The 18,106-nt window shown below is 74.8% G+C and carries 15 protein-coding genes and 1 pseudogene; 11 read left to right on the top strand and 5 right to left on the bottom strand.

Annotation, left to right across the window (positions count from 1 at the left end; translation table 11 throughout):
* The first annotated feature begins 230 nt into the window (after window positions 1-230).
* On the top strand, window positions 231-1,778 hold the full coding sequence (locus tag IG74_RS0130815) for a CitMHS family transporter (RefSeq protein WP_030684075.1): 1,548 nt from the start codon (window positions 231-233) through the stop codon (window positions 1,776-1,778).
* Between the two features lie 8 nt (window positions 1,779-1,786).
* Complete coding sequence (locus IG74_RS0130820; RefSeq protein ID WP_078869146.1) at window positions 1,787-3,022, top strand: MFS transporter; 1,236 nt, start codon at window positions 1,787-1,789, stop codon at window positions 3,020-3,022.
* Window positions 3,023-3,066: 44 nt separating this feature from the next.
* Here the strand turns inward: IG74_RS0130820 and IG74_RS0130825 are convergent, their stop codons facing one another.
* A complete protein-coding gene (locus IG74_RS0130825) occupies window positions 3,067-5,403 on the bottom strand; it encodes a molybdopterin oxidoreductase family protein (protein ID WP_078869147.1) in 2,337 nt (778 codons plus the stop codon).
* Window positions 5,404-5,476: 73 nt separating this feature from the next.
* Window positions 5,477-6,109, bottom strand: coding sequence for a TetR/AcrR family transcriptional regulator (locus IG74_RS0130830; RefSeq protein WP_051855690.1), 633 nt, complete (start codon window positions 6,107-6,109; stop codon window positions 5,477-5,479).
* A gap of 141 nt (window positions 6,110-6,250) precedes the next feature.
* Here IG74_RS0130830 and hmgA point away from each other — a divergent pair, with 141 nt between their 5' ends.
* From hmgA to IG74_RS53620, 6 genes and pseudogenes are all read left to right on the top strand, one after another.
* The gene (gene hmgA / locus IG74_RS0130835) at window positions 6,251-7,585 is read left to right on the top strand and encodes a homogentisate 1,2-dioxygenase (protein ID WP_030684082.1); all 1,335 of its coding nucleotides are present in this window, start codon (window positions 6,251-6,253) and stop codon (window positions 7,583-7,585) included.
* Window positions 7,586-7,637: 52 nt separating this feature from the next.
* Entirely contained in the window at window positions 7,638-8,387 is a 750-nt protein-coding gene (locus IG74_RS0130840) for a GntR family transcriptional regulator (RefSeq protein ID WP_030684083.1), read from the top strand.
* 25 nt (window positions 8,388-8,412) lie between these two features.
* Window positions 8,413-9,612, top strand: a complete 1,200-nt coding sequence (locus IG74_RS0130845; RefSeq protein ID WP_030684084.1) for a type ISP restriction/modification enzyme — start codon at window positions 8,413-8,415, stop codon at window positions 9,610-9,612.
* Between the two features lie 198 nt (window positions 9,613-9,810).
* Window positions 9,811-10,815: a zinc-binding dehydrogenase gene (locus IG74_RS0130850; protein ID WP_030684085.1), complete on the top strand. Its 1,005-nt coding sequence runs from the start codon at window positions 9,811-9,813 to the stop codon at window positions 10,813-10,815.
* Complete coding sequence (locus IG74_RS52290) at window positions 10,812-11,102, top strand: alcohol dehydrogenase catalytic domain-containing protein (protein WP_158857838.1); 291 nt, start codon at window positions 10,812-10,814, stop codon at window positions 11,100-11,102. The genes IG74_RS0130850 and IG74_RS52290 overlap by 4 nt, the downstream gene beginning before the upstream one ends.
* Before the next feature lie 152 nt (window positions 11,103-11,254).
* A pseudogene (locus IG74_RS53620) lies at window positions 11,255-11,524 on the top strand (helix-turn-helix domain-containing protein); the annotation flags it as partial.
* Between the two features lie 204 nt (window positions 11,525-11,728).
* Here IG74_RS53620 and IG74_RS0130860 read toward each other — a convergent pair.
* The 3 genes from IG74_RS0130860 to IG74_RS0130870 all read right to left on the bottom strand — a co-directional run bounded on the left by IG74_RS0130860 (window position 11,729) and on the right by IG74_RS0130870 (window position 13,511).
* Window positions 11,729-11,998 carry a hypothetical protein gene (locus tag IG74_RS0130860; RefSeq protein ID WP_030684087.1) on the bottom strand — a complete coding sequence of 90 codons (270 nt, stop codon included), beginning with the start codon at window positions 11,996-11,998 and terminating at the stop codon, window positions 11,729-11,731.
* A gap of 116 nt (window positions 11,999-12,114) precedes the next feature.
* Window positions 12,115-12,858 carry an anti-sigma factor gene (locus IG74_RS0130865; protein WP_030684088.1) on the bottom strand — a complete coding sequence of 248 codons (744 nt, stop codon included), beginning with the start codon at window positions 12,856-12,858 and terminating at the stop codon, window positions 12,115-12,117.
* Between the two features lie 74 nt (window positions 12,859-12,932).
* Entirely contained in the window at window positions 12,933-13,511 is a 579-nt protein-coding gene (locus tag IG74_RS0130870) for a sigma-70 family RNA polymerase sigma factor (protein WP_078869148.1), read from the bottom strand.
* Between the two features lie 169 nt (window positions 13,512-13,680).
* Here IG74_RS0130870 and IG74_RS0130875 point away from each other — a divergent pair, with 169 nt between their 5' ends.
* From IG74_RS0130875 to IG74_RS0130885, 3 genes are read left to right on the top strand one after another with little or no spacing between them, the layout of a single operon-like run.
* A complete protein-coding gene (locus IG74_RS0130875) occupies window positions 13,681-15,228 on the top strand; it encodes a DUF4331 domain-containing protein (RefSeq protein ID WP_030684092.1) in 1,548 nt (515 codons plus the stop codon).
* Window position 15,229: 1 nt separating this feature from the next.
* Window positions 15,230-16,576, top strand: coding sequence for a tetratricopeptide repeat protein (locus tag IG74_RS0130880; protein ID WP_324607524.1), 1,347 nt, complete (start codon window positions 15,230-15,232; stop codon window positions 16,574-16,576).
* Window positions 16,573-18,039, top strand: a complete 1,467-nt coding sequence (locus IG74_RS0130885) for a sulfite exporter TauE/SafE family protein (protein ID WP_078869149.1) — start codon at window positions 16,573-16,575, stop codon at window positions 18,037-18,039. The genes IG74_RS0130880 and IG74_RS0130885 overlap by 4 nt, the downstream gene beginning before the upstream one ends.
* Window positions 18,040-18,106: the final 67 nt, after the last annotated feature.

Consider the following 18,106-nt stretch of genomic DNA (forward strand, 5'->3'; position numbering starts at 1 on the left):
TCAAACTAGCGCCGATAGTTTTCTGCCGCCAGGGGCCGCTTCCGGCGACTCGGAGCCGGGTAGGACGAGAGGGAGCGGAACGAGCCCGTCCCCCACAGCACCGCGTTGACCTGGAGTTTTGCGCTTATTGCTCACACGTCAACATCTTGTTAACGCTCGAAAGCGGGTCCTACCGTCATCCGAACCGCCAGACCTGGTGGCAGTTCGATGGTGAACGATAGGTAGCTCCCATGCTGACAATCCTCGGATTCGTCATGATCGCCACCTTCCTGGTGCTGATCATGATGAAGAAGATGTCGCCCATCGCGGCACTGGTGCTCATCCCCGCGCTGTTCTGCGTCTTCGTAGGCAAGGCCGCCCACTTCGGGGACTACGTCCTCGAGGGCGTGGGCAATCTCGCGCCCACGGCCGCGATGCTCATGTTCGCCATCGTGTACTTCGGCGTCATGATCGATGTCGGCCTCTTCGACCCGATCGTCCGGGGCATCCTGCGGTTCTGCAAGGCGGACCCGATGCGGATCGTCGTCGGCACCGCCGTGCTCGCCGCGATCGTCTCGCTCGACGGCGACGGCTCCACCACGTTCATGATCACCGTGTCGGCGATGTACCCGCTGTACAAGCGCCTGAAGATGAGCCTCGTCGTCATGACGGGCGTCGCGGCCACCGCCAACGGCGTGATGAACACGCTGCCTTGGGGCGGCCCCACGGCCCGCGCGGCCACCGCCCTCAAGGTCGACGCCAGCGACATCTTCGTCCCGATGATCCCCGCGCTCGCGGTCGGCCTCCTCGCCGTCTTCGTCCTCGCGTACGCCCTCGGCCTGCGCGAGCGCAAGCGCCTCGGGGTGCTCTCGCTCGACGAGGTCCTGGAGAGCGAGACGGTCGCGGGCGAGCCGGTGCTCGTCGGCGCGGGCGGCGACGAGGGCCGGGCAGAGCGGGTCAGCTTCGTGAAGGGCGGGGGCTCGGCGGGCGGGTCCGGGCGTACCGGTGCCGGTGCGGGCGCTTCCCATGCGGGCGCTTCCAGTGCGGCGGCTTCCGGTACGGCGGCCTCCGGCGCGGCAGCTTCCAGTGCGGCGGCCTCCGGCGCGGCGTCCGACTCCGCCGGAGACTCCCCTACGGACGACTCCGACGACGACGGCTTCCAGGGCCTCGACCCGAACCGCCCCACCCTGCGGCCCAAGCTCTACTGGTTCAACGCGGGCCTGACCGTCCTGCTGCTCACCGCCATGATCATGGAGTGGCTGCCGATCCCGGTCCTGTTCCTGCTCGGCGCGGCCCTGGCCCTGACCGTCAACTTCCCGCACATGCCCGACCAGAAGGCCCGCATCGCCGCGCATGCCGAGAACGTCCTCAACGTCACCGGCATGGTCTTCGCCGCCGCCGTCTTCACCGGCGTGCTCACCGGCACCGGCATGGTCGACCACATGGCCGACTGGCTCGTGAACGCCATCCCCGACGGCATGGGCGGCCAGATGGGCCTGGTCACCGGGCTGCTCTCGATCCCGCTCACGTACTTCATGTCCAACGACGGCTTCTACTTCGGCGTGCTTCCCGTGCTCGCCGAGGCGGGCAACGCGCACGGCGTCTCCACCATCGAGATCGCCCGCGCCTCCATCGCCGGGCAGGCCCTGCACATGTCGAGCCCGCTCGTGCCCGCCGTGTACGTCCTCGTCGGCATGGCCAAGGTCGAGTTCGGCGACCACACGCGGTTCACGGTCAAGTGGGCGGTCCTCACCTCGCTCGTGGTGCTTGCCGCCGGGATCCTGTTCGGCATCATCTGAGCGCACCGATGCCGCGGATACGTCGTCCTCGTACGACCCGGAAGAGCCCGGCCGGGACCTCACCGGCCGGGCGGGCGGCCGGTGGCAGGGGCTGGCTGCTGCGCCTCGTCATCGCCTTCAGCTGTGCGCAGGGCGCGGTGTCGATGGCGCGGCCCGCCGTCTCCTACCGGGCCCTCTCGCTCGGCGCCGACGAGCGGGCCATCGGTGTCATCGCGGGCGTGTACGCGCTGCTGCCGCTGTTCGTGGCGGTCCCGCTCGGCCGCCGTACCGACCACGGCCGCTGCGCGCCGCTGCTGCCGCTGGGCGTCGCGCTGATCGCGGGCGGCTGCGCGCTCAGCGGCACCGCCGGATCGCTCGGCGCGCTCGCCGCGTGGAGCGGGGTGATGGGCCTCGGCCACCTCTGCTTCGTCATCGGCGCGCAGTCCATCGTCGCCCGCCGGTCGGCCCCCGCCGAACAGGACCGCAACTTCGGCCACTTCACCATCGGCGCCTCCCTCGGCCAGCTGATCGGACCGCTGGCGGCCGGCGCGCTGATCGGCGGCGACACGGGCACCACCAGCGCCCTCGCCCTGGTGGTGGCGGCCGGGGTGGCGGCGGTGGCCTGCACCTCGCTGTGGCGCGTGGAGCGGCCGCGGGGCGAAGGGCCCGGGCCGCGGGAAGCGGCCGGGGCCGCTCCGGCAGGGGCCGTTCCCGTGCGGCGCATCCTGGGGGCCCGGGGCGTGCCCGCCGGGATGTTCATCAGCCTCGCCGTGCTGTCCGCCACCGACATCCTCACCGCGTACCTGCCCGTCATCGGCGAGCACCGGGGCATCGCGCCCGCAACCGTCGGGATCCTGCTCGGCCTGCGCGCGGGCGCGACGATCGCCTGCCGCCTGGTGATGACGCCCCTCATCCGGCTGCTCGGGCGCCGCGCGCTCACCGCCGTCACCTGCGCCGCCGCCGGGCTCCTGTGCGCCGGGGTCGCGTTGCCGCTGCCCGTCTGGGCGCTCGGCGTGATGCTCGCGCTGCTCGGGTTCTGCCTCGGCGTCGGCCAGCCCCTGTCGATGACGACGGTGGTCCGGGCGGCGCCCGCCGAGGCCCGCTCCACCGCCCTCGCCCTGCGCCTCACCGGCAACCGGCTAGGCCAGGTCGCCGCGCCCGCAGGGGCGGGCCTCGTCGCCGGAGTGGCGGGGGCGGCGGCCCCCTTCGTCACGCTGGGGCTCCTCCTGTGCGTGGCCGCTGGGGCGGCGGTGCGCACCGAGTGACTACCCCGGCCCGCCCGGGGCAGGGCCTAGTGGCCCCGGGTGCTTCATGGTCCGTGCCACTCCGTGACGTCGGGTGTCTGCGGGCCCGCGGTGGCCGGTCGCGCAGTTCCCCGCGCCCCTTCGGGGCACTGCCGCACGAGCGGAGTGACCCTGACCGCGAAGCCGTTGAGCACCGCCGTGCCCGAGAGCGGGTCGAGGAGGCTCCCGTCGAGGAGCTGGTTGACGTTGGCGCCGGGGTCGGCCGCGGCGACGGTCAGCCGGGTGCCCGGGCGGTCGTGGCCCCAGCCGTGCGGCAGGCTCACCACCCCCGGGCGCACCGCGTCCGTCACCTCCACCGGGACCGCGATCTCGCCACCAGCGGCCGTCACGCGCGCGTGTTCGCCGTCCGCAACGCCGAGCCGGGCCGCGTCCTCGGGGTGGACGTGCAGGGTGCAGCGGTTGGAGCCGCCGGTGAGGGTGGGGACGTTGTGCATCCAGCTGTTGTTGGAGCGCAGATGGCGGCGGCCGACGAGGACGAGGGCGGCCGGGGCCTCGCGCACCGCGCGGGCGAGCCGCGGCAGGTCGGCGGCGATCGGGTCCGGAAGGAGTTCGATCCGCCCGCTGCGGGTCTTGAGGACCTCCGGGACGCGCGGGCGCAGCGGGCCGAGGTCGATGCCGTGCGGGTGGTCGAGGAGGCGGGCCAGGCTCAGGCCTGCCGGCTCCGCGCCGAAGCCGTCGCCGTACGGGCCGAGGCGCAGCATCATGTCCAGGCGCCGCTCGGGGCCGCTCTCCCCGGTGAGCCGGGCCGCGAGGTCCCCGGGGTCGCGGCCGTGCACGGGCGAGTGCGGGGCGGCGACGGCCTCGGCGAGGGTGCGCTCGACGACCATGGCGTCGACGGCGGCGGGGTCGGCGTCGTGCCGCCCGGTCGCGGCGAGCACGAGCCGCGCGAGGATCTCGGTCTCCGGCATCCGGCCGTCCTCCAGGGGCACGGCGGCGCGGGTGTAGCGGACCTGGTTGCGCACGGCCAGGGCGTTGAAGGCGAAGGGGAAGTGGGCGCTCTGGGCGGGCGGGGGCGGCGGCAGGACGACGTGGGCGTGGCGCGCGGTCTCGTTCAGGTACGGGTCGACGCTCACCATGAAGTCCAGGGACTCCAGGGCCTTGTCGAGGCGGTCGCCGTCGGGCGCGGACAGGACGGGGTTGGCGGCGATGGCGATGACCGCGCGGACGGGGCTCTCGCCCAGGCCGCCGTCCGGGACGCGGGGCGGGGTGTCGATCTCCTCGGCGAGCGCGGCGACGGGCAGTTCGCCCTTGGCCTCGGGGTGCCCGCTCACGCGGCTGCGCCAGCGGCCGAGCGCGAAGCCCCGGCCCGGCCCTGCGGGGCGCGGCGCCCTGCCGGTGGCGGAGAGCGGGAACATCACGCCGCCGGGCCGGTCGACGTTGCCGGTCAGGACGTTCAGTACGTCGGCGAGCCAGCAGGTCAGCGTGCCGTGGGCGACGGCGCTCGCGCCGACCCTGCCGTACACGGCGGCGGTGGGCGCGGCGGCGAGCTCGTGGGCCAGGGCGCGGATGGTGTCGGCGGGCACGTCGCAGGCGGGGGCAACGGCCTGCGGAGTGAAGTCCCTTACGGCGGCGGCCAGTTCGTCGAGCCCCGTGACGTGGTCCGCGAGCGCGCCGAGGTCGGTGAGGCCGTCCGCGAACAGGACCTGCGCCATCGCGGCGAGCAGCAGCGCGTCCGTGCCGGGCCGGATCGCCAGGTGCCGGTCGGCGAGGAGCGCGGTGCGGGTGCGGCGCGGGTCGACGACGGTGAGCCGACCGCCCCGGGCGCGCAGCGCCTTGAGCCTGCCGGGGAAGTCGGGCGCGGTGCACAGGCTGCCGTTGGAGTCCAGCGGGTTGGCGCCGAGGATCAGCAGGTGGTCGGTGCGGTCCAGGTCCGGTACGGGGATCGCGAACGGGTCGCCGAAGAGGAGGCCGCACGAGACGTGCTTGGGCATCTGGTCGACGGTGCTCGCGGTGAACAGGCTGCGGGTGCCGAGGGCGCCGAGCAGCACGGGTGGGTACAGGGCGCCCGCCATGGTGTGCACGTTCGGGTTGCCGAGCACGACGCCCACCGCGTGCGGCCCGTACCGCTCGACGACGGGGCCGAGGCCCGCGGCGACGGCGTCGAACGCCTCGTCCCAGCCCGTCTCCACGAGGCGTCCGCCGCTGCGGACGAGGGGCCCGCGCAGCCGGTCGGGGTCGGCGTCGGCCGCGCCGAAGGAGGCGCCCTTGGGGCAGACGAAGCCGCGGCTGAAGACGTCGTCCCGGTCGCCGCGGGCGCCGGTCACGCGCGCGCCCTCGACGGTGAGCGTGAGCCCGCAGGTGGCTTCGCAGAGCGGGCAGATGCGCGGGGCGGTGCGGGTCATGGGCCCTCCCGGGGCGTGGCGCGGCGGCGCGGTGCGCCCCCAGCATACCGACCGGTACGTACGGCGCCAGGGCTCAGCCGAGCGCCCGCTCGACGTACGCGTACAGCAGGGTCCGCGTCTCGGCCACGATCTGCGGATCCCCCAGCGGGTCGGTGCGGAAGGCCAGTTGCAGCAGCGCGTCGACGGCCTCGACGCTGACGAGCATGGTGCGGCGGAGCCGGGCGTCCAGCGGGCGGCCGAGGTGGCCGGCGAGGAGCCGGGCGACGCGGTCGGCGACCGTCTCGTTGGCGTCGGGCATCGCGTCGGGCGCCGACGGAATGCCGAAGTCGACCCGCCCGAAGCCGGGGACGGTGCGCTTCATCAGCAGGTACTCGTCGAAGGCCGCCGCGACGGCGCCGCGCAGGTCACCGCGGGGCACGGCCGTCATGCGCGCCGCGACCCGACGGGCGTAGGCGTCGAGGTTGCGGTGGGCCAGGGCGTCGGCCAGGGCGCGCTTGTTGTCGAAGAAGCGGTAGACCGAGCCGATGGGCACGCCCGCGCGCTCCGCGACCGCGCGGGTGGTCAGGTCCTCGTAGCCGACCTCGTCGAGGAGGGCGGCGCAGGCGTCGAGGATCCGGGTGAGCCGCTCCGCGCTGCGGCGCTGCACGGGGGTGCGGCGCAGGGCCGCCGGAGGGTTCGGGTCACGCGTTCCGGAGGAGTCACGCACTCCCGGAGAGTAGAACACCGTTCACATTTCACGGATCCCTCTTGCGCGGGGAAATGCCGAATCCTACGGTGTTCCATAGGAATCGTTGGCGAGGGCGCCGGCGTGGGCCCCGTCGTGGGCCAGGGAGCCGAGGGAGCTGTCATGAGCGGGGACCAGCCGAAGGACGACAGGGGCAACGCGCGCAAGCTCGCCGAGGGGCTCACCTACCTCTCCGGATTCGGCAACGAGCACAGCTCGGAGGCCGTCCCCGGCGCCCTGCCGCTCGGCCGCAACTCACCGCAGCGCGCCCCCCTCGGTCTGTACGCGGAGCAGCTGAGCGGCACCGCGTTCACCGAGCCGCGCGCCCACAACCGCCGCTCGTGGCTGTACCGCGTCCGCCCGTCGGCCGCGCACCCGTCGTTCACCCGGGTCGACAACGGCGCGATCCGCACGGCCCCGTTCACCGAGACCGTGCCCGACCCCAACCGCCTGCGCTGGAACCCGCTGCCGGAGCCGGCCCCCGGCACCGACTGGCTGGCCGGCCTGTGGACCCTCGGGGGCAACGGCGACGCGACCCAGCGCACGGGCATGGCGGTGCACCTCTACCACGCCAACGCCTCCATGGACCGGGTGTTCAGCGACGCCGACGGCGAGCTGCTCATCGTGCCCGAGCAGGGCGGCCTGCTGCTCCGCACCGAGCTGGGCCTGCTGCACGCCGAGCCCGGCCACGTCGCCCTGATCCCGCGCGGCGTCCGCTTCCGCGTCGAGCTGCTCGACGAGAGGGCCCGCGGGTACGTCTGCGAGAACTACGGCGCGGTCTTCCAGCTCCCCGACCTCGGCCCGATCGGCGCCAACGGCCTGGCGAACGCGCGGGACTTCATGGCCCCCGTCGCCGCGTACGAGGACGTCGAGGGCCCGGTCGAGGTCGTCAACAAGTTCTGCGGCAACCTCTGGGCGGCCACCTACGACCACTCCCCGCTCGACGTCGTCGCCTGGCACGGCAACCACGTGCCGTACGTGTACGACATGCGCCGCTTCAACGTCATCGGCACCATCTCCTACGACCACCCGGACCCGTCCATCTTCACGGTCCTCACCTCGCCTTCGGACACCCCTGGCCTCGCGGGCGTCGACTTCGTGGTGTTCGCCCCGCGCTGGCTGGTCGGCGAGGACACCTTCCGGCCGCCGTACTTCCACCGGAACGTGATGAGCGAGTACATGGGCCTGATCGAGGGCGCGTACGACGCCAAGGCGGAGGGCTTCGTGCCGGGCGGCGGCTCGCTGCACAACATGATGTCGGCGCACGGCCCCGACCGGGAGACCTTCGAGCGGGCCAGCGCCGCCGAGCTGAAGCCGCAGAAGATCGACGACGGTCTGGCGTTCATGTTCGAGACCCGCTGGCCGGTGACCGCCACGGAGCAGGCGGCTTCGGCGGACCATCTGCAGCGGGGGTACGACGACGTGTGGCAGGGTCTGGAGCGTCATTTCCGGCCGTAGCACCACCACTTCCGGCCGCTGTCCGCATCGTCTCGGAAGTACGGAGTTCCCTGTGACCGCTTTCGCCCCGGACTCGATCGTCCTGAACCGAAAGCTGCCGCTGTGGTATCAGGTGTCGCAGTCGCTGCGCGCCTCGATACTCGGCCGCACGCCGGACGCCCCGCTGCGCCTGCCCACCGAGGAGCAGCTGGCGGGGCACTACGGCGTCAGCGTGCTCACCATGCGCCAGGCCCTCAAGGAGCTGGAGGACGAGGGCCTGATCAGCAGGCACCGGCGGCGCGGCACGTTCATCGAGCCGGACGTGCGGCGCGGCTCGCCGGTGCGGCTGCTCGGCTCGGTCGACGCGATCGTGGCGCAGCAGTCCGGCATGGACACCAAGCTCTTGTCCCACGGCCGGGAGCAGGTGCCCACCGACGTCGCCGAGCACTTCCCCGGGCTCGCCGAGGTCGCCACGTACCACCGGCTGCGCAGCGACGCCAGGACCGGCGAGCCGACCAACCACGCGCGCAACCACGTGCGCCCCGACCTCGCCGAGCGCATCGACCCGACCGACCTGGAGCGCTGGCCGATGACGAAGGTCCTGCGCGACGTGGTGGGCGTGGCGATCTCGCGCATCACCGACACCGTGGAGGCCCGGCTCGCCGACCCGGAGACGGCCCGCCTGCTCCAAGTGCCGCTGCTCAGCCCGATCCTGCACTACACCGGCATCACGTACGACACCGAGGGGCGGGCGCTCGACGTGGCCAGGATCCAGTACCGGGGCGACCGCTTCTCCTTCACCGTCACGCTCGACGCGACCTGATGACCGCCTCCCGGCGCGTCGTACGATGCCGGGCGTGACGTACGACGACGCGCCGCCGCTCGCCGATCTCATGCCGTGGTCCGTCGCGCCGCTCCGGCCGGGGCGCGGCTGGCCGATGGCGCCCGACGCCGCGTCCCTCAAGGCCCGTTGGGACACGTTCGTCCGCGCCGACGCGGCCGGGCGCGAGGCGCTGTTCGGGCCCACGCGGGCCCGCACCCTGCACACCTCGGTGGCCCAGCTGCCCGGCTGCGGCGGCGGCACCGGACGCCTCGCCCGCGAGGACGGGCCCTGCGCCGAACCCGTCCGGGTGGTGCACGGCCCCTTCGACGAGCAGTGGCTGATACCCGATCACCGCCTCCTCGACGCGGCCCGCCCCGAGCTGTGGCGGGTGGCGGGTGCCGGGCAGCTCTTCCTCACCGAGCAGGGGTACGTTCCCGACGCGGACGCCGGGCCCGCCGTCCTCGCCTCCGCGGTGCTGCCGGACGGGCGCTCCCCCGCCGGGCGGCCCGGCCGCATCCGCCCGCTGTACCGACGTCCTGACGGCACTGAAACGAACGTTCTACCCAGTCTGTTGGAGTACCTCGCCCGGCAGTACGGGACGGACGTCGCCCCGGAGGACTTCCTGGCCTGGACCCTGGTCGCCGCGCGGGCCGCGCCCGCGGGCCCCGTCGTGCCGCTCCCCGCCGCCGCCGACGTGTGGGCCCGGGGTCTTGAGCTCGGGCGCCGCGCGCTCCGGCTCCAGCTGCGCGGGGCCGCGGGCGAGCGGCCGAAGCTGCCCGGCGGGCGACGGCCGTACGTGCGGGCGCCACTGCCCGCGCGCCCCTCGGGCATCGCCTACGACGCCGACGAAGAGGCCCTGCGGATCGGCGGGGGCGGGCTCATCTCGCCCGTGCCCGCCGGGGCGTGGGACTTCCGGGTCAGCGGCGTGCGCGTCCTGGAGCTGTGGTTCGAGCGGCGGACGGCTCCGGCGGAGCCCGGCACCCTGGAGGCCGTCCGGCCGTCGGTGTGGCCCCAGGCCTGGACCTCGCAGCTCCTGGAGCTGATCACGGTCCTGGCCCTGCTCGCGGAACTCCCGGCGTTCACGGAGCTCGCCGCGGACGACGCGCTCACGGCCACGGAGCTGCACGCGGCGGGCGTCCTGCCCGTCCCCGCGGCGGCCCGGCGCCCGGCCTCGGTGCTCGACCACCACGAGGAGGGGCCGGAGGGACAGTTCGCCCTGCTGTGAGGGTCAGGCACGGCCGCCGCGGGGCCCACGAGCCCCTTTGGGAACGGCCGCCCCCGCGTCGCCTCTGTCACGTGACCGGGTTCCCCCGGCCCGGTCCTGCGGGCGGTACCCCAGTCACGTGACAGAGGCGACGGCACACCGCCCCCGCCTAGCGTCGGGCGTGTCATCGCCCTCCATCACCGTCCGGGAGGAACTCCCATGCACGCCATCCGACTGCACGCCTTCGGCGGTCCCGAGGAACTGCGGTACGAAGAGGTCGCCGACCCCGAGCCGGGCCCCGGCCAGGTCCGGATCGCCGTACGGGCGGCGGGGGTGCATCTGCTCGACACCGCCCTGCAGCGCGGCGCGGGCGACGAGCTGCCGTTCCCGCTGCCCGACCTGCCCGTGACGCCCGGCCGCGAGGTGGCCGGGGTCGTCGATCGGCTCGGCGACGGCGTGGCCGAGGAGTGGCTCGGGCGGCGCGTCGTCACGCACCTCGGCCTGGTCAACGCCGGGTACGCCGAGCTGGCCGTGCGCGAGACGGAGGCGCTGTTCCCGCTGCCGGACTCGGTGTCGTACGAGGCCGCGATCGCGATGGTGGGCAGCGGCCGGATGGCCCTTGGCGTCCTGGAGGTGGCCGCGCCGACGGCCGACGACGTGGTGCTCGTGACCGCGGCGGCGGGCGGCATCGGCACGCTGCTCGTGCAGGCGGCGCGGAACCTCGGCGCCACCGTCGTGGGCGCGGCGGGCGGCCCGGACAAGGTTGCCCGGGTGCGGGCGCTCGGCGCGGACGTCTCGGTCGACTACGACCGTCCGGACTGGGCGGACGAGGTGCGCGCCGCGCTCGGCGGCCGCGAGGTCGGCGTGGCCTTCGACAGCGTCGGCGGGGCCGCGGGCCGCGCGGCGTTCGACCTCCTCGGCTACGGCGGGCAGTTCGTGATGTACGGCTGGTCGGCGGGGGCGCCGACGGAGTTCACCTCCAAGGACCTGCACGAGCGCCTGATCACGGCGACGTACGCGCTCGGCCCGCGCGTCCTGCGGGTGCCCGGCGGGCTGCGGGCCCTGCAGGAACGCGCCCTCGCCGAGGCCGCGAGCGGCAGCATCGAACCGGTCGTCACGACCTTCCCGCTGCGTGCCGCGGCCGCCGCGCACACGGCGCTGCTCGGCCGCGCCACGGTCGGCAAGGTCGTCCTGCTCGCCTCCGCCGAGACGGTGACGTCATGACGATGCGCGCGATGGCCTTCACGGAGTACGGCGGCCCCGACGTCCTTCGCCCCCTGGAACTCGACGTCCCGGAGCCGGGGCCCGGGCAGGTGCGGGTGCGGGTCGGGGCCGCGGGCGTCATGCCCTCCGACACGGGCGTACGGCAGGGCGCGATGCGCCCGCCGGGCACCGCCTTCCCGATCGTGCCCGGCAACGAGTTCGCGGGGACACGGTGCTCGTGGACACCGCGGCGGCCCTCGCCGAGCGGGCGCCGGAGACTGCGGCGCGCCTGCTGTACGAGGCGATGACGGCGGCCTGGGCGTCCGGCAGGCGCGCGGCGGTCGACACCGCCCTGGAGCGGGCGACATCCCTTGGCGTCGAGCTGGCCGCGGACCTGGAGCGCGAGTGCCGGGAGCAGGGCGCGGTGGGGCCGCTGCCGCTGGTGCTGCTCCAGCGGGCCCGGGCGCGCGCGGAGCTGCGGGCCACGGGCGAGAGCCGGGCGCGGCAGGGCGGTGAGCGGGTGCCGCTGGAGCGGCTCACGCCGCAGGAGCGTCACGTGGTGCGGCTCGCGGCGGCGGGTCTGACCAACCGGGACATCGACGCCCAGCTGTTCCTGTCCCCGCGCACGGTGGGTTACCACCTGTACAACGCGTATCCGAAGCTCGGGGTGTCGTCGCGGGGCGAACTGGCCCGGCTCGGTGTCGGGGCGGAAGAAGAGCTGAGCGCCTGAGCGTGCTTGCCGGTGGCGTCCCGAAGGCGCGCGGGGAACCGCGCGACCGGCCACGCACGGCCCGCAGGCGAGCACGGCGCACCGGCCGGACAGCAACAGACGCTGGGGGGAGTTACCGGCGCCCGCCGCGTGCCGGGAGTGACGGCGGGGATACGGGGAGACGCGGGCGCCCCAGGGCGAGGCCGGAGGCGCCCACGCCAGAGATCAGTGGCCGCCGAACAGCGAGCGGCGCAGTCTGCGCAGCGGTGCGAACAGCGAGACACGGCGCACCTGCGCGCGCTTGCCGCCCCGCTCGTGCGCGGCGCCACGCGAGGTCAGCTCGCGCATCAGCAGGGTGGCCTCGGCCGCCTCGCGCTGCGGGACGGCGGGACCGCCCAGCACCGAGAGATGACGGTCGAGGCGCCTACTGCTCGCGCCGCTCCCACAAGTGATCGCAGGGACCCTCGCCCTGCTGCGCACTGTTATCTGTTCCATGTCACTCCCCACCCGTACGAGGGCACCCGGCCCAGGGCAGGTTAACCCTATCGCCCCACCATGACACTCGTGTATCCCGGTGGCGGGATTCACCTTCTCCACAAGGAGGTTGACGGTTACTCTCCGAATCCAACTGATTCCAGGGCGAGTTGGACCAGAGGCTTACTCGTGGGCTTCGCGGAGCCGCCGTCGGGTTCCATGGTGACAGCGAGTGATCTCGCTCGCGTGCTGAGATCCTTCGCAACCACCGGCGTTTCGCCATCGAGCAGCCCGAGCGAGCGGGGCGCGGACCCGGCGCGCATCACCCACAGTTGATGCGCGCGCCCGTCCGGGGGCCTGCCGAGGCCCGTGACGCTCACCACGGCCCGCCGCTCCGCACGGGACACGACCACGGCGATGCCCCGCCCCCGCGCGTCCCTGCCGGTGCTCGCGCGGGCGTCGGGCGCGGCCAGGACGTGGGCGATCTCACGTGCGGCGGCCCGTTCGTCGGCCAGTTCGCCGTCGGTGCGGGCCAGTGCGAGGGCCAGGACGCCGACGGCGAGGAGGGCGAGGACCGCGGCGGACGCGGCGAGCGCGAACAGGGCCCGGCCGGGTTCGCGGCGCGGCGGCGCGCGCAGGGGCTCGGGCCCGGCCCGCCGCTCGGCGGGCTCCTGGGCCGTGGTGCGCACGGCGGCGAGTATGCGCTCCCGCAGGTCCTCGGGAGCGGGGACGGAGGCCGCGCGCGCCAGGCGCACCGTGTCGGCGGCCAGCGCGCGCACCTCGTCGGTGCATCGGGCACAGGTGGCGAGGTGCTTCTCGAAGCGGCGGGTCTCGTCCGGGTCGAGGGCGTCGAGCGCGTACGGCACGGCGAGGGAGTGCATGGAGTGGAGGGGCCCGAGCCCGAGGTCGCTCGCGTACCGGCGCAGGCGGCGCAGCGGTCCGGTCTCCGCAGGGCTCATGCGGCGGCGCCCAGACAGTCGCGCAGCCGCAGCAGGCCGTCCCGCATGCGGGTCTTGACGGTGCCGAGCGGCACGGACAGGCGCCGGGCCACCTCGCGATAGGTGTAGCCGTCGTAGTAGGCGAGCGTGAGCGCCTGGTGCTGGAGGTCGGTCAGGCGCTCCAGGCAGCGGCGCACCCACTCGCGCTCCAGGCTGCCCTCCACCTCCTCGGCGACCTGGTCGAAGGGCGGTCCTTCGCCGCGGTGGGCCGCGCGCCGCTCGCGGTCGCCGGCGGCGCGGGCGCTGCGCACCCGGTCGACGGCCCTGCGGTGGGCGAGGGTGAGGATCCAGGACAGGGCCGTGCCCCGCGCCGGGTCGAAGCGGCCCGCCGTGCGCCACAGTTCGAGCAGCACCTCCTGGGCCACCTCCTCGGACTGCGCCGGGTCGCGAAGGACGCGCCGCACCAGGCCGTAGACCGGCCCGGACACCAGCGCGTACAGGTCCTCGAAGGCCTTGTGGTCGCCGTCGGCCACCCGTGGCAGCAGTTCGTCCGCGTCCACCCGTGTCCCCCCTCTCCCGGTTTCCCGGGCGCTCAATTCTGGACTCGGTGGGGATTCGGGGCGAGCCCTTGGACCGGATTGGCGCGCCGCCGCCGGATTCCCGGGCCGCGGGCCAATCCGCCGCCGCCCCGGCGCCGAATGGCATGCGTCAGGCAGGCCGTGCGGTCAGCGCGCGGCCCGTACCGCCGAAGTGAGGACGGACGCGATGACAGCAGTCTGCACACACCGCGTGAGGCGCCGGGGGATCCGTGGTGTCGCCGCGCTGGTCTGTGGGGCGCTGGCCGCAGGGGGGCTCGCAGCCGCCGGGGTCAGCACGCTTCGACCGGAGGCCGCGAGCGCCTCCAGCCACCGGGAGGCCCCGCTGATCTCGGGGCAGCCGGAGTACGACAACACCGACGTGTACGCCTTCGTCAGCCCGGACCGGCCGGACACGACGACGCTCGTCGCCAACTGGATTCCGTTCGAGGAACCAGCGGGCGGCCCGACCTTCTACCCCTTCCCGGAGGACGCCCAGTACGACGTGCACATAGACAGCGACGGCGACGCGCAGGGCGACCTGCTCTACCGCTGGACGTTCGACACGCGCACGAAGAACGGCAACACCTTCCTCTACAACACCGGTCAGGTCACCAGCCTGGACGACCCGGACCTGAACGTGACGCAGTCGTACGACATCGACCTGCTGCGCCTGAAGGACCAGAAGGTCGTCTCGACCAAGAAGATCGCCGACGATCTGCCGGTCGCGCCGTCGCACGTCGGCAAGGCGTCCATGCCCGACTACGGCAAGCTGCGCGGCCAGGCGGTGCGCAAGCTACCCGGCGGGACCACCGCGTTCGCCGGGCAGGCCGACGACCCCTTCTTCCTCGACCTCAGGGTCTTCGACCTGCTGTACGGGGGCGACCTGTCGGAGGTCGGCCGGGACACGCTCGCCGGGTACAACGTGAACTCCGTGGCCCTGCAGGTGCCGACCGCCGAGATCCGGCAGTCGGAGAAGCAGCCGATCGTCGGCGTCTGGTCGACGACGCAGCGCAAGAACGCGGCGGGCAAGTGGACCCAGGTGTCCCGGCTCGGCGCGCCGCTGGTGAACGAGGTCGTCGTCCCGATGAAGGACAAGGACAAGTTCAACGCCTCGTCGCCGTGGAACGACGCGGACTTCCTGCCGTACGTCACCAAGCCGGAACTGCCGCGGCTCATCGAGTCCATCTACAAGATCAAGGCGCCCAAGGAGCCGCGCAAGGACCTGGTGTCGGTGTTCCTCACCGGCGTGAAGGACCTCAACCAGCCGCCGAACGTGCGGCCCGCCGAGGCGCTGCGCCTCAACACGTCCATCAAGCCCGCCGCGTCGCCCAAGCGGCTCGGCGTGATCGACGGCGACAACGCGGGCTACCCCAACGGACGACGGCTCGCCGACGACGTCGTGGACATCTCCCTGCAGGTCGTCGAGGGCGAACTCGTCGGCCAGAAGAACGACTTGGGGGACGCCGTGAACACCAACGACCAGGCCTTCGGGAACTCCTTCCCGTACCTGGCGCTGCCCACCTCCGGGTCGCGGGGACCGGTGGCCGAGAAGGGCGGCACCAGCGCGCGTGACGCCCTCGTCGGCGGGGGGCGGCCGGTGGCCGGCAGCGGCTCGTCGGGCTCCGACGACACCGTCCTGATCGCGTCGTCGGCCGTGGGCGGCGCCGGGGCGCTGCTCGTCGCCTGCGGGCTCCTGTGGTGGCGGCGCACCCGCGCCACGGCCGGGGGTGCCTGAGGTGAACCACGTCTCCGGGCGCGGGCTCCTCGCCGCCGTCGCCCTCGCGGTCGCCATGACCGGTGGGGCGCTGGCGCTCGGCGGGGTGCCTTCGGACTCGGGTGAGGGGCGGCCGCCAGCGGCGGCCGCCCCGCCCGCCGCCGCGCGGAACCGCGCGCCGGACACCTCCTGGAACCGGCTGCTCGCCGCCGACCTGGACCGCGGCGTGGCCGCGCTCCGGGCGCGGGTGCGCAGCCAGCCCAAGGACGCCCGCTCCTGGGCCGCGCTCGGCACCGCCTACGTCGAGCAGGCCCGGCTGCGCGCGGACCCGTCCCGCTACGCGGAGGCCGAGCAGGCCCTGCGGCGCGCGCTCGCGCTGCGCCCCGACGACGACTCCGCGCTCGCCGGGCAGGCCGCGCTCGCCGCCGCCCGGCACGACTTCGGCAAGGCCCTGCGGTACGCGGAGCGGGCGCTCGCCGTGAACCCGTACCACGAGGGGGCGCTGTCGTCCCGCGTCGACGCGCTCGTCGAACTCGGCCACTACGACCGGGCGGCGCAAGCCGTGCGGGAGGCCGACGCGCGCCGCCCCGGCGTCCCCGTCTTCACCCGGTACGCGTACGTACGGGAGCTGCACGGCGACGTGGCCGGGGCCCGGCGCGTGCTGCGCCGGGCCGCGACGGCGGCGCGGTCCCCCGGGGACGTCGCGTACGTCGCCACGGCGCTCGCGCAGCTGGCGTGGCGGCAGGGCGAGTACGCCGCTTCCCTGCGCCACTGCGCGGCCGCGCTGCGGGCCGACCCCGGGAACCTTCCCGCCCTGGAGACGCGCGGGCGGGCCAGGGCCGCGCGCGGCGAGACGGCCGCCGCCATCGCCGACCTGCGGTCCGTGGTCACCCGGCGGCCGCTGCCCGGGCCGCTCGTGGCCCTCGGCGAGCTGTACGAGGCCCGCGGGGACCGGGCGCGCGCCCGCGAGCAGTACGGGCTGATCGGCTCCTGGGTGCGGCTCGCCCGCGCGCACGGGGTCAACCCCGACCTCGACACCGCGCTCGCCGCCGCGGACCACGGCGACCGGGCCGCGGCGCTGCGCGCGGCGCGGGGCGAGTGGGAGCGGCGGCACACCGTGCACACGGCGGACGCGCTCGCCTGGGCGCTGCACGTCAACGGGCGCGACCGGGAGGCCCTGCGGTACGCGCGGCACGCGACCGGCACGGGGGTGCGCGACGCGTCCTTCTTCTACCACCGCGGCGTCATCGAGTCGGCCCTGTCCCCCAAGGCGGGCCGCGACTGGCTGCGGGCCGCCCTTGACCTCAATCCGGGGTTCTCTCCCCGGGGTGCCGAGGAGGCGCGACGCCTCCTGGGGGTGAAGCCATGACCGCACGTGCGTCCCTGCGCCCCTTGCCGGTGCCGGGCAACCGGTGTGCCAGGGGCTGGCGTTGGCTCCTGCGCGGGCTCGTGGCCGGCGCTGTCGTCCTGGGGGCGGCCGCGCCCGCGGGGGCGCACCCCCTGGGCAACTTCACCGTCAACCAGTACGACGGCCTGCGCCTGACCCCCGGCCGGCTCCACATCGACCACGTGGAGGACCTCGCCGAGATCCCCGCCGCCCAGGCGGAGCCCGCCATCGAGCGGGAGGGAAGGGCCCGTTGGGCACGGGAGCGGTGCCGCGCGGCGGCCGCGCGCAGCGAGGCGGAGGCGGGCGGGCGGCCCCTCGCCCTGCGCACGGCCGCGGCCACCGCCCGGCTGCGCCCCGGCCAGGCGGGCCTGCCCACCGTCCGCGTCGAGTGCCGCCTCACGGCCCCCCTGCCGCCCGGCGCCCTCACGCTGCGCTTCCGCGCCGCGTCCCAGGACACCCCGGGCTGGCGGGAGATCACCGCGCGCGGGGACCGCATGACCCTCAGCGGGTCGAGCGTGCCGCGGAAGTCCCGCTCCGAGCGCCTCACCCGCTACCCGTCCGGCGCCTCGTCGCCCGACGCGGTCTCCGCCTCGCTGCGGGCCGGGCCCGGCGGCCCCGCCCTCGCCGACGAGCCGCCCCCGGCTCCCGGCTCCGCCCTGCCGCGCGCCGCGACCGACGCCCTCACCGGCCTCGTGGCCCGGCACGACCTCACCCCGGCCTTCGCGGCGCTCGCGCTCGGCACCGCGCTGCTGCTCGGCGCCCTGCACGCGATCGCGCCGGGCCACGGAAAGACCCTGATGGCCGCGACCGCCGCCGCGCGCGGCCGCGCGTCACTGCGGGACGTGCTGCCGCTCGCCGCTTCGGTGACGGTCACGCACACCCTCGGCGTGGTGGCGCTCGGGCTGCTCGTGGCGGGCGGCTCGGCGGCCGCTCCCTCGGTCGTCGCCTGGCTGGGCGTGGCCAGCGGGGCCCTGGTGACGGGCGCGGGCGCGCTGCTCGTACGCCGGGCCTGGCGCCGCAGGCGCAAGCCCCACCACCACCATCACCACCATTCTCACTCCCACTCCCCTTCCGACTCCCACCCTCACTCCCACTCCCACTCCCACCACCACCCGCCGCCCACGTTGCGCGGCACGCTCCTGCTCGGCTTCGCCGGGGGCCTCGTGCCCAGTCCCTCCGCCGTCGTCGTCCTGGTGGGCGCCGCCGCCCTGGGCGAGGCCTGGTTCGGGCTGCTGCTCGTCCTCGCGTATGGGGCGGGCCTCGCCGTCACGCTGACGGCGGCCGGGTTCCTCGTGGTGCGGCTCGGCACCGCGGCCGGGCGCCGCCTGACCCGCGGCCGGGCGCCGGGCCTCGCGCGCCGCTTCGCACCGCTGGGCTCCGCCTGCGTGGTACTCGCCCTCGGGTGTGGATTGGTGGTCAAGGGGGCTGCAACCGCGCTCGGTTGAGCTACTTTTGTGGAGAATCGCACGGCTGCGAATGGGGGGACCGTGACCGGTCAGGCGCGCGTGATCG

The organism is Streptomyces sp. NRRL B-1347 (genome assembly GCF_000720325.1).
In the GTDB taxonomy this organism is placed as follows: Bacteria; Actinomycetota; Actinomycetes; order Streptomycetales; family Streptomycetaceae; genus Streptomyces.